Genomic DNA, 12,888 nt, shown 5'->3' with positions numbered 1-12,888 from the left:
CATGGGGAAATTTCAAGAAAAAATATATGCCAAATCGCCAAACCTGATTCAAAACACGTTGGTAAGCTTGTTTAACCTTATAGAGTACAAAAAAAGATACGGGCACAACTATTGGGCTTTTCGCAAAGCATACAAAAAAAACAACAAATTATCCCTGTTGCAATTACAGCAAATTCAACAACAAAAATATGCTGAATTTATCCAATATGCCATGGCACATTCACCCTATTACCATAGGGTTTTTAAACCCATTAAAAATGTTGAACAACTTAGTACCATAGCAAAATTACCAATTATTAATAAAGAAATATTACGACAAAATTTAAACGAAATCTATACCATTAAAAAAGAAGATGGCATGATTTCAAAAACAGGAGGAACCACCGGTAAATCATTAGAGGTAATCTATACAAAAGAAGATGTGCAAGAGCGTTTTGCGATTCTTGATAATTTCAGAAACAATTTTGGCTATACATTAGGTAAGAAAACGGCATGGTTTAGCGGTAAAAATTTATTGACCGCTAGCGACCTTAAAAAAAATCGCTTTTGGAAAACAGATTACTGGAATAAGGTACGTTACTACTCTACGTTTCATATGCATAACAAGTATCTTGCATACTACTTAAAAGATCTTATACACTACCAACCCAAATATATGGTAGGGTTTCCATCCACCATGTATGAAATTGCGAAGTATGGGATAGCCAACGGCATTGATTTCCCGACCAATACCATTAAAGCAATTTTCCCTACCGCAGAAACCATTACAGAGGATATTCGGCAGGTGCTTGAAAGTTACTTTAAAACAAACCTCTACAACCAATATGCTTCCTCAGAAGGGGCTCCATTTATTCTAGAATGTAAAAACAAAAAATTACATCTAGAATTGCAAAGTGGTGTTTTTGAAGTTTTGGATGAAAACAATTTACCTACTGAAAACGGACGTTTGGTAGTAACTGCCTTTAATACACATGGTACCCCATTAATTCGGTACGATATTGGCGATGAAATTGAATTAAGTGAGGAAAGCTGCACCTGTGGCAACAATAACCCCCTAGTGCAACAAATTTTAGGTCGTATTTCGGACTACATTTATTCCGAAGAAGTAGGTAAAATTAATTTAGGCAATATATCCAATTGCTTAAAAGGGGTCCATGGTATCATGAAATTTCAAATTGAACAAAATAAATTAGACAAATTGGTGGTACGCATCGTTAAAGACGACCAAATTTATGATAATGGTGCTAATGAAATTATTTTTAAAAATAATTTAAGAGATCGTGTAGGTACTAAAATTAACATTGAATTGTTATATGTCAAAGAAATTCCTGTTGAAAAGAGTGGGAAGTTTAGATTGGTAAAAAATTCTTTAAAAATAAATTAGTGTATGCTTTTTAACTCAATAGATTTTCTAATATTTCTACCCATAGTTTTTTTACTTTATTGGTTCGTTTTAAATAAAAATTTAAAAATCCAAAATCTTCTGCTTTTAATTGCTAGTTATGTATTCTATGCATGGTGGGATTATCGGTTTCTTTCTTTGATTGCATTAAGTACACTGGTCGATTTTTTTATTGGAATTAAAATTCACGAAACGGAGCATATAAAAAAAAGAAAATGGTGGTTATGGTTTTCTATGAGCTTTAATCTTGGTTTGTTAGGCTTCTTTAAATATTTCAATTTTTTTATAGATTCATGGGTTGATGCATTTAATACTTTCGGGTATAAGATGGATTATTATTCTTTACAAATAATTTTACCTGTAGGAATTTCTTTTTATACCTTTCAAACCATGTCTTATTCTTTAGATATAAGTAAACGTAATTTAGAGCCCACAAAAGATTTTGTTGCATTTGCCACGTTTGTTTCATTTTTCCCTCAACTGGTTGCTGGACCCATAGAGAGAGCATCAAATTTACTGCCCCAATTTTTTAGTAAAAGAAAATTTAATTACGCCATGGCCGTAGATGGTTCTCGTCAAATGTTATGGGGCCTCTTTAAAAAAATTGTTATTGCTGATAATTGTGCTCCATTTGTAAATGATGTTTTTCAAAATTACAGTATTCAATCTAGTGGTACTTTAATACTAGGTGTTATTATTTTTGCATTCCAAATCTACGCAGATTTTAGTGGCTATACCGATATTGCCATTGGGACAGCTAAATTATTTGGTTTTGAATTTAAGCGTAATTTTAATTACCCATATTTTGCAACAAATATTTCAGACTTTTGGAAAAGATGGCATATCTCTTTATCCAGTTGGTTAAATGATTATGTTTTCACTCCTTTAGCCATCAATTTTAGAGATTATAAAAAAAGAGGGGTTTTTGCTGCAGTTTTTGTTACATTTTTATTATCTGGGCTATGGCATGGTGCTGGTTGGAACTATATTGTATGGGGAGGACTACATGGTTTATTTTACATTCCAATAATTTTTTCAAAAAAAAGATTTACAGCTATTTCGACAAATAAAGGAATAAAAAAGAATACGAGTACTTTGAAAGATCTACATAAAATGGTAATTACTTTTATTTTGGTCTGTTTTACTTATATCTTTTTTAGGGCAGAAAATTTAAATCATGCAATACGTTTTTTAAAGACTATTTATTTCGGAATTTTAAATGGAAATTTATTCAATATTGCGAAACCTAATATTATAGTTTTACTATTAATACCAATATTAATATGGTTTGAATGGCTACAAAGAGAACATGAGCATGGGTTATATTTAACGCACATTAAACAGCCCATAATTAGGGGAGGCATCTATTTGTCCATATTTATTTCAATCCTATTTTTTGGTGCTTCCTCTTCTCCATTTATATATTTTCAATTTTAAGACCTAATGAAAAAATTCTTATTAAAATCTTTACTTTATATTTTGATCTGTTTTACACTAGTAAGTGTAATCCTTATATGTTTTGGTGGTTACGCTGACTACTTTTATGTAAAATTCACTACCCCTAAAGCTAAATCCATGATTATAGGTGGTTCTAGAAGTATGCAAGGGATTCAACCCAGAATAATTAATGAAAAATTGAAAGAATTGAATTATGATCTTCCTATTTTTAACTACAGTTTTACTATAGCTCAAGCACCAATAGGAGCACCGTATACTGCAAGTATCCTTAAAAAACTAGATCAAACAACCACAAATGGTCTATATATTATTTCTATAACACCATGGATGCTTTCAGATAATATTGAAAAAGATGTAGATGGAAAATATCGGGAAGCTGATGATCTTCCTCATAATATGGTGAATGTTACCATGAACCCCAATTATGAATATTTAGCAAAGAATTTGAGCTATTTTCATTTTAAAGGTATTTTTAGACAAAAATCGCAAACGCATAAAGATGGTTGGTTGGAAGAGAGTAATCTTCCAAAAGACACAACCGCATTTGTAAATTGGAAAAAAAAACAAAAGAAAATGTTATTGCGTTTTACTAAGGAATATAAAGTATCACAAAGAAGGTTAAAAAGCTTAGATGCATTAATTAAAACATTAAATAAATATGGGCAAGTGGTAATAGTAAGAACTCCTATCGATAAAGATTTTTTACAAATTGAAAATACATTTTTTCAAAATTTTGATTCTACCATCAAAAAAGTGTGTAAAGAAAATAACAGCCCATATTTTAATTTTAATGATGGTCAAAATAATTTCTTTTATAAAACATATGACGGTCATCACATCGATAAGTATGGAGGTGTAATTTTTACTACCGCTGTCTGTGATTCAATCATATTATATAATAATAAAAATTAAAAAAATACTTTTCATTAAGGCAATAAAATACATTCATTAAAATGGAACCCATAGTAAGTTTTAGAGAATTACAAAAAAAAGTTAAAGCAGCCAAATTAGGAACTAAAGAAGTTAAGGTGGCAATTATGGGAAACCATACTACAACTTTTTTTTCAAAAGCATTAATTGATCAATTGATAATTAAAGGGTTTAATCCTGAACTATTTGAGGCAGACTATGATCAAATAGATTTAACCATTTTGGATACAGAATCCAATCTCTACCATTTTAATCCTGATGTTATTATTATTTTTGAATCTAGTTTAAAGTTAAAAGATAAATTTTATGCTATTGATTCACATAAGCAAAGAAGTACATTTTATGAGGATATAAATGTGCAAGTACAAAATAGAATTTTAGCGTTGCGAGCCAATAATTCTAAAGCAAAAGTAATTTACTTTTCCTATGAATTATTAGACGACCAAATTTACGGTAATCTTTTCTCCAAAATTCCACATAGTTTTTACAAACAAATCTGGAACATAAATACAAACCTTTTACAAATTGCTGAGGAAAATGCTGATGTTTATATTTTTGAAATTAACAAATATATTCAAGGCCAACATAATTATAGAGACTGGGCATCCTATATAAATTCAGATCTTCATTATACCATTGATATTTATGCGCTATTAACCCATCATATAACGCTATTTATAGATGCTCTAAAAGGTAATTTTAAAAAGTGTTTAATTCTTGATTTGGATAATACCACCTGGGGTGGAATTATAGGTGATGATGGTTTGGAAAACATTCAAATAGGTTCATTAGGTATTGGCAAGGCATTTTCTAATTTTCAAAAATGGGCTAAGGAATTAAAAGAACGTGGAATTATTTTGGCGATTTGTTCAAAAAACTCTGAGGACATTGCAAAAGAACCATTTGAAAAGCATAGTGAAATGGTTCTTAAACTTAGTGATATTTCTGTATTTGTAGCTAATTGGAAGAATAAAGCAGACAATATTAGATATATACAGGAAGTTTTAAATATTGGTTTTGATTCTATGGTATTTATTGATGATAATCCAGCTGAACGTGACATCGTAAGACAAAGTATTGCTGGAATCACCATTCCTGAATTACCAGAAGACCCTGCGTTGTATGTTCCCTATTTAACTAGTTTAAATTTATTTGAAACAGCATCTTATTCAGATTTCGATAAAGATAGAACTATTCAATATCAACAAGAAGCTGAACGTAAAAAGTTAATAAGTTCGGTAACTAACATGGAAGATTATTTAAAATCCTTAGCCATGAAATGTACTATATCGCATTTCAAAGAAGAAGATGTTCCAAGAATAGCTCAGCTTACACAACGTTCTAATCAATTTAATTTAAGAACAAAACGTTATACTGAAAATGATATTATAGCGTTTATGAATTCTACTAATTATTTAACATACAGTATAAAACTGCTAGATAAATTTGGTGATTACGGTTTAATCTCTGTAATAATTCTTGAGAAAAAGGAAAACAGTTATTTCTTCCTCGACACATGGATTATGAGTTGTAGAGTTCTTAAAAGAGGAGTGGAATATTATGCCCTAAATTGTATTGTATCTGATATAGAAAAAGAAGGCTTCAATATTATTATAGGAGAATATTTGGAAACACCTAAAAACAAAATCGTTGCGGAGCTTTTACCAAAATTAGGTTTTTCAAGTACAGCATCTGAAAATTTATTTTCTTTAAACACAACCAATTATCAACACTTTAAAACACACATTGCACCATGAATAATTATTTAAATGAACTTACTCTTTTAGTTCAAGAAGTTTTTGAAAATGAAGAAATTAAATTAACCCCTGAAACTACCGCTAATGATATTGATGAATGGGATTCTATAAATCATATTTATCTGGTGGTAGAAATAGAAAAACACTTTAATATAAAATTTTCCAGTGCACAAATTTTGTCTTGGAAAAATGTTGGCGAAATCCTTGATGCAATTAGAATTAAAAAAAACTAATTTATGCTTTTTAATTCTTTAGCCTTTTTTATATTCTTACCCATTGTATTTGTACTTTATTGGTATGTAATTTATAAGAGCTTAAAAGCACAAAATTTATTAGTGCTTTTGTCTAGTTACGTATTCTATGGTTGGTGGGATTATCGTTTTTTACTACTTATTTTTATTAGTACACTTGTAGATTACTCTGTAGGGCTAAAAATTGCTTCAAACCAAAATCAAATAAATAAAAAAAAATGGTTATGGGTTTCAATACTCTTTAATTTAGGCCTACTAGGTTTTTTTAAGTACTATAACTTTTTTGTTAATTCTTGGATCAATGCATTAGACAGCATTGGTTACACATTACAAAATACGTGGACTTTGCAAGTCATTTTACCTGTAGGGATATCTTTCTACACATTTCAGACAATGTCTTATTCTATAGATATTTACAGGGGACAATTAAAACCTACGAAAGATTTTATAGGTTTTGCTGCCTTTGTTTCATTTTTTCCTCAACTGGTTGCTGGACCCATAGAGAGAGCATCAAATCTTCTGCCACAAATTCTTTCTAAAAGAAAATTCAACAAAAAAAATTTAGCAAGTGGCGTTACTCTGATTATTTGGGGCTTATTTAAAAAAGTTGTGATTGCAGATTCTTTATCGCCTGTGGTAAATGACATCTTCGAAAACTATACGACATATTCAGGGGGTACGTTAATAACAGGTGCAATTTTCTTTGCTTTCCAAATTTATGGTGATTTTTCTGGGTATTCGGATATTGCTATCGGAACAGCTAGATTGTTTGGGTTTGATTTAATGACAAATTTTAATTTTCCGTACTTTTCTAAAAGTATTGGTGAATTTTGGCGTAAATGGCATATTTCATTATCAACATGGTTTAGAGATTATCTCTATATTCCCCTAGGGGGTTCAAAAGTTGGAAAACTAAAAGGTGTCCGTAATGTATTTGCAATCTTTTTAGTAAGCGGCTTTTGGCATGGTGCAAATTGGACTTTTCTTGTGTGGGGAGGTATACATGCTTTATTATTTATTCCTTCGTTTATATTGGGTACTAATAGAAGGCATCTAGTTACTGTGGATCAAAGTAACCCAAGTTCATTTTCATTTATTAAGAATATTGGACAAATAATTTTAACATTTTCAGTAGTTACTATAGCTTGGATATTTTTTAGAGCTAAATCTATTTACATTGCATTTGACTACTTAGCACATATAACATCTGTAAAAACAGATCCTAAAAGTTTCGTCATTTTTGCAGACTGGATATTAGTTTTTTTATTAATTAGTTTAGATTATATACTATACAAAAAAAATAAAATTTCAGTATTCATTTGGCTAATACTCTCCCTTATTATTTTTGGAGCTATGAATAGAGAATTACAATCAGAATTTATTTATTTTCAATTTTAAATATGCGAAATTTTAAAAAAATAATTTTAGGTTTCATCATTTTAGAAATGATAAATCTATTTGCTTCTTTTTTTTACCATGGTATGCAAGCAGTGCTCCCAATCACTCAATTTAATGCACCGCCACTGTATTATGATATGGATACTATTTATGGTGTTACCAGACAAAAAAACACACTAAGTTTATTGAGTTATCCATGGGGAAATGTTGAATTTAAAACTAATTCAAAAGGTTTCAGAGATGACGAATTTAAAAATGAGGGTGTTTTAGTAATTGGCAATTCATTTGTTGAGGGCTTTGGTGTATCAAAAGAAAATAGATTTACAGAAATTATTGAAAGAGATTTGAATATTAGCATTAACAATGCGGGTACTTCGGGTAGATGGAGTGCTATCCAAAGCGTTGTACTTTTAAAACAACTACAAAAAGAAGACAGAAACAATTTTAAGAAAGCAGTAATAGTACTTACTCCTGGTGAGGTAATAAATATTGGTGTTAGGGCACCCAAAAATGACCCAAATAGAAGTTATCCTTACAAACAAGGTAATCAAATTAAATTTTTCAAAGCCAAAAATAATTCATTTCAAAACTCCATTTCCTTTAAAGAAAAAGTAAAAAGGTTCTCAAAATTTCTACTAGTTTCTAAGATATATACCTTCTTCAAATATTATGGAGCTGCAAAAGTATCGCAAAAGGTTGTTAAATTTGAAACTAAAGAACTAGATTGGTTGCTAAATAACATTAAAGCAGAAAACGGTAATACTCCAACCGATATTATAATCTTAAATAACTTAGGCCGAATAAAAATTAAAGATATCTATAACTACAAATATACCAGCAAACATATTAATATACATATTGTTGACTATCCGGATGACCTTTCCAACTATTTTATATCAAATGGTCATTTAAACAATAAAGGTAATGAAGAACTATCTCGATTACTAATTCCCATTTTTAATATTAAGTAAAAAAGCCATAAGAATAAAAAATAAGCCTTGAATTTCATTTATAATTGAATTTAAATGTATTCAAGGGCTTAAAAATAAACTTTATCTACATGCATTATTGTTCAATACTACTTCCGCCAAATTGGTTGTACTTGCTATCTTAACACACTCATAATTACCACTTTCAGAAATAGCAATGTTATTATTAGAAATTCTCACACTTTTATTTTCAGCCATTAAAAAAATACCATGACCATTGGAATTAGATATAGTATTTTTATTAATTACTATATTTTTAGTATTTACCAATTGTACCAAGCTAGAAGTTGTATTATTTTCAAATACAACACCATGAGTTCTTGAAAAAGTAGTAGCACCCTTTGAAGTGAAGTTATTACTCTTAATATTTATAATATTGGCCTCTTGTTCAACTTTTTCATTTAATGCCACAAAATATAAGTGATTAGCTTCTACCTTAACATTATTTTCAAATATATTTACATTATTTCCATAAGTTAATTGGAGACTAATGCCACGACTTGTAGATAATGAGCTATTAATCGTATTTTTAAATATGTCAGTATCGGTTAAATCTTTCAATTGAATTCCATTATTACAATCAATTATTTGGTTATCATAAATTTTAAGTTTCCCCTCATAAACTGCAATTCCAACGCCATATCCACTAATTTTGTTGCCATAAATTTCATTATTAAAAACAGTTTCTCCTATTCCCGCCGCCAAAATCGCAGGAGTTTTTGATGATTTTTCGGAGGCCGTTAATGTGTTATTTCTAATTTTAGTTCCAGAAGTAGCAGAATACACAATTTTATTCTCCATATCGTTATTCTCAATAGTAACATTTTCTCCAATAGAAACTGTTATACCCCCTATTCTACTACCTACTTCTTTATTATTTCTAATAACAATATCTTGTGCCTTTTCATAAAAAATAAATTCTCCATTTGCATCTCTGGTGCGCACTGCTTCAATATTAATGGCATACCCAACTACACCTCCATCAGATTTTGGTCTGTCTACAGCGGTATTGGAATAAGTATTATTTTCAATTACTATATCATAGCCATCGGTAATTGCAGTAGCCATTCTCCGGTTACTTTCGAATAGACAATTTTTTACTCTTACATTGCGTGTAGGAATATAATTAGGTTGAAAAGTAAAATTAACGGAATTTATGAATAATCCGCCTTTTGATCCCATTGTAAATTTCACCCCATCTATTACTATATTCTTAGCTCCTTGAACCTCCATTAGATGATTTCCTCCTTCTCCAGGTCTTGATGTAGTATAGTCATGTTCATCGCGATCACCATGTAAAGTTCCACCTTGAATACTTGAATTGGATACTTCTCTAAAAGCAATTAAAACACCAGCTTCTCCATTATTCGGGTAGATTCGAAAATGTGTATTATCGGTCATTATTAAATTAAAATTAGACGGAATATTGATGGCCTCCAAACTGGGGTAAAAATTTTGGTTGGTCGTTGTACTGGTTACTTTTGAAATTTCAAAATAAGCATCAAAAGAGTCAATATTGAATGCCGTTGCACCAATACTTTGAGTAAAAAACATTACATCTTCTAAATTGTTATTATTTTTTTGTGCTCTATCTGAAGTGGTTTTGCCTTGTACAATATCCCAACGTTCTGGATAAAAGCTAAAATTAGGGTCAATTAAGGTCACGTTCCCAGAAACCTCTAGATTTTGATTCAATAAAGCGCCATCGATTTTGCCGCCATTAAAGCTTAGGCTTCCATTGATAATTTCACCACCATCATATTCTAAAACAACATTGGCAGGTAAAGTGATTGTTTGCCCATCCAAATTTAACTGGCAGGCTATTTTCAAAGTTTCATTAGCGTTTAAACTCGCCAGGGTATATTCACAAGGCGTAGTATTAATGGCCAAAGTATTAATTGGTTTTGTTGTGATTGGATCCGCTGGATCCGAAGGATCTGCTGGATCTGGTACAGGCTCTTCAGCCGTGGCATCTTCCAAAATATTGGATATTAAATCATCTTGGGTGCAAGAGCTAAATGTAAAAGTTACAATTAAGCTAAAAAAAAGTAGGTAGGTTAAAAAAAAGTGGGGTTTTCTCATGGTACTATTTTTTTTAAAAAGTTAAAGTTACTATTTTCTGATAATTACCGATAAATTGTGTTACTTTTTCGATGAACAACACGCTTTAGGTACGCAGCTTACCTTTTTTTAGATGTCTATTAGTCTTTTTTTAACAAAAAAATCGATAAAATGCAGCATTACACTAAAAATCATCGCTTTAAGATATATTCCAATTCGCTACTAATAAACTAAGCCCTACGAAACTATAACGTACTTTGGCTTATTATCATGTATTTTTAACCATTAAATAAAGTATACATCTGAAAAATATTTACTTTTAAAGCCAGAACAACATAGAATGAAAAAAATAATACGGGTGACCACCATCCCTGCTTCTTTATATACCTTATTGCGCGGGCAATTACAGTTTATGAATAGCTATTTTGAAATGGTGGGGATTGCATCAGATGATGTACTTTTAAACGAGGTACACAAAACACAAAAGGTACGGGTCATTCCTGTGGAAATGACACGTAAAATTACCCCCCTAAAAGATTTAAGAGCTGTTTTTACCTTATACAAAATTTTTAAAAAAGAAAAACCTTTTATTATTCACAGCCACACCCCTAAAGCAGGTACAGTCAGCATGATTGCTGCCAAACTAGCTGGGGTACCCAACAGATTGCACACTATTGCGGGTTTACCATTAGTGGAGGCAAGGGGGTTTAAAAGAATACTATTAAATACTGTTGAAAAAATAACCTACGCCTGTGCCACCAAAATATACCCTAACTCGCACGGTTTGCAGGAAATTATTTTAAAAAATAAATTTACCCATGCTGGTAAAATGAAAATTATTGGCAATGGAAGTAGCAATGGTATTGATGTAGCTGATTTTGATCCAAGTAAGTACACCGCTGAAAGCAAAGCTACCTTAAGAAATTCCTTAAGGCTTAAGGAAAATGATATTGTTTTTATTTTTGTAGGGAGACTCGTGAAAGACAAAGGAATAAACGAGCTTATTGCTAGTTTTACAAAACTAAATGCAAGGTATAATCAGGCGAAGCTTTTGCTGGTAGGTAGGTATGAAAAAGAGCTCGACCCAGTATTACCAGAAACCGAAGACGCCATTACAACCAGTCCTAATATTGTTCTGGTCGGCTGGCAACAAGATGTTCGACCCTTTTTTTCTATTGCCAATGTATTAACCTTTCCAAGCTATCGAGAAGGCTTTCCCAATGTAGTCATGCAAGCCGGAGCCATGGGTTTATATAGTATTGTTTCGGATATTAATGGGTGCAATGAAATTATTATAGAAGGTGAAAATGGCAGTATTATTGCCCCAAAAAAGGAAGAAGCCCTCTATGAAAAAATGAAGCTTATTTGTGAAGATAAAATTAAAATAGACCCCGAACGCAATAGACAATTAATTATAGATCGGTATGAACAAAATTTTGTCTGGCATGAAATTTTAAAAGAATACCAATCTTTAGAAATTACAAAATAGGCTATATAAAAAGTAGTGGGGTATTAGAAAAAAAAGTACTTAAAATTAGGAAGTAAAATGGGTGAAAATATTGAAGTTATAGGGATTACGAAAAAAATATTGCGTGAAGCTCTTGAACAAAATACCTATTGGAAAGATATCGTTGCTCCTTTGCCCAAAAGTAAGGCTGCGTGGTTGGTCGCTAATAAGCGTATAGCAGAAGAAGATTACTGCGGGGTCATCGCTCTTGATAATGAAAAAGTATGTGCATTTATTTATATGATTCCTGATGTATTAAACAAAACCAGTGCTAAAGCCTATTGGATGATTGATTGGTGGGTTCAAGACCAATATAAAAATACCGTATTAGGCACCTATATATACAACCAAGCCGTGCAGTTTGCAGGAAATCAAATTTTAGTAAAAGCCTATACCGAAAATGTAAAAGCTTTTTACGACAAGCAAGACTTCAAAGTAATCGCCTCGAGGCTAAGGTATACCCTATTTTTTAGTTTAGACGCTTCTATTTTAATGGCGAGATTTAGTTTTCTAAAACCATTTAAATTTTTTGTAAAAGGTATCGATGCTTTTGTAGCGGCCTGTGTACGCCAAATAAACACTTTTAAATTGGGTCAGAAAACTAAAAACCTGCACTATGAATACATCAGCGAACTAGACGAGGAAACATGGAGCATGTTAAAACCCAGCGTTGAAAACGACTTAATTCTTAAAACAAAAGACTATATCAATTGGCAAATAAGCAACAGCCAATACCTACAGACGCCTATTGCTCAAAAATCACCGCGTAAAACCTTACAAACCGGTATGAGTGCTAATATTTATTTACACAATGTAAAAATTTTATTGGGCGATAAAACTATAGGCCTTTTGTCCTATACGGTAAACTATAATGAGTTTAATGTAAAGTATTTTATAGTGGATTCCGAAGCAAATTATGAGCTCTGTATTGATGCCTTGATTGAACATTTAATTCAATCAAAAAGAAACTTTATTTTTACCGATGATACTACATTAGCACAAGCTATTCAGCAACGTTATTTTACAGTATTTACGCATAAAGTACTTAAAAAAGGGCTTGCCCATAACGCCATAGCCTTTAATTTTGAGGGCTTAAGCATGTTTAACAGAGATGGTCATTTTTATTAATTAAAAC

10 protein-coding genes are annotated in these 12,888 nt (G+C 31.1%); 9 read left to right on the top strand and 1 reads right to left on the bottom strand.

The features are described 5' to 3' along the window. Nucleotide 1 precedes the first annotated feature (1 nt). The 7 genes from GQ45_RS01140 to GQ45_RS01110 are packed head-to-tail and all read left to right on the top strand — an operon-like array spanning nt 2 to nt 8,167. Complete coding sequence (locus GQ45_RS01140) at nt 2–1,384, top strand: phenylacetate--CoA ligase family protein (protein WP_047414400.1); 1,383 nt, start codon at nt 2–4, stop codon at nt 1,382–1,384. 3 nt (nt 1,385–1,387) lie between these two features. Then, nucleotides 1,388–2,839: an MBOAT family protein gene (locus GQ45_RS01135; RefSeq protein ID WP_047414398.1), complete on the top strand. Its 1,452-nt coding sequence runs from the start codon at nt 1,388–1,390 to the stop codon at nt 2,837–2,839. A gap of 6 nt (nt 2,840–2,845) precedes the next feature. Next, the gene (locus tag GQ45_RS01130; protein ID WP_047414396.1) at nt 2,846–3,772 is read left to right on the top strand and encodes a hypothetical protein; all 927 of its coding nucleotides are present in this window, start codon (nt 2,846–2,848) and stop codon (nt 3,770–3,772) included. 41 nt (nt 3,773–3,813) lie between these two features. Continuing rightward, nucleotides 3,814–5,547 (top strand): HAD family hydrolase, encoded by a 1,734-nt coding sequence (locus GQ45_RS01125; protein WP_052188091.1) that lies wholly within the window; start codon nt 3,814–3,816, stop codon nt 5,545–5,547. Then, nucleotides 5,544–5,780 (top strand): acyl carrier protein, encoded by a 237-nt coding sequence (locus tag GQ45_RS01120; protein WP_047414395.1) that lies wholly within the window; start codon nt 5,544–5,546, stop codon nt 5,778–5,780. The genes GQ45_RS01125 and GQ45_RS01120 overlap by 4 nt, the downstream gene beginning before the upstream one ends. Before the next feature lie 3 nt (nt 5,781–5,783). Next, the gene (locus tag GQ45_RS01115; RefSeq protein ID WP_047414393.1) at nt 5,784–7,196 is read left to right on the top strand and encodes an MBOAT family protein; all 1,413 of its coding nucleotides are present in this window, start codon (nt 5,784–5,786) and stop codon (nt 7,194–7,196) included. Nucleotides 7,197–7,198: 2 nt separating this feature from the next. Further along, on the top strand, nt 7,199–8,167 hold the full coding sequence (locus GQ45_RS01110) for a hypothetical protein (RefSeq protein ID WP_047414391.1): 969 nt from the start codon (nt 7,199–7,201) through the stop codon (nt 8,165–8,167). An 81-nt stretch (nt 8,168–8,248) separates the two neighbouring features. Here the strand turns inward: GQ45_RS01110 and GQ45_RS01105 are convergent, their stop codons facing one another. Next, entirely contained in the window at nt 8,249–10,267 is a 2,019-nt protein-coding gene (locus GQ45_RS01105) for a right-handed parallel beta-helix repeat-containing protein (RefSeq protein ID WP_047414389.1), read from the bottom strand. Between the two features lie 319 nt (nt 10,268–10,586). On the opposite strand from GQ45_RS01105, the gene GQ45_RS01100 reads away from it, so the two are divergent. Together GQ45_RS01100 and GQ45_RS01095 are read left to right on the top strand one after the other, a co-directional pair. After that, nucleotides 10,587–11,735 carry a glycosyltransferase family 4 protein gene (locus tag GQ45_RS01100; RefSeq protein ID WP_047414388.1) on the top strand — a complete coding sequence of 383 codons (1,149 nt, stop codon included), beginning with the start codon at nt 10,587–10,589 and terminating at the stop codon, nt 11,733–11,735. A gap of 57 nt (nt 11,736–11,792) precedes the next feature. After that, the gene (locus GQ45_RS01095) at nt 11,793–12,881 is read left to right on the top strand and encodes a GNAT family N-acetyltransferase (RefSeq protein ID WP_047414386.1); all 1,089 of its coding nucleotides are present in this window, start codon (nt 11,793–11,795) and stop codon (nt 12,879–12,881) included. Nucleotides 12,882–12,888 lie beyond the last annotated feature (7 nt).

This window comes from Cellulophaga sp. Hel_I_12 (genome assembly GCF_000799565.1).
In the GTDB taxonomy this organism is placed as follows: domain Bacteria; phylum Bacteroidota; class Bacteroidia; order Flavobacteriales; family Flavobacteriaceae; genus Cellulophaga.
This window is presented reverse-complemented; position numbering and strand designations above follow the sequence as displayed.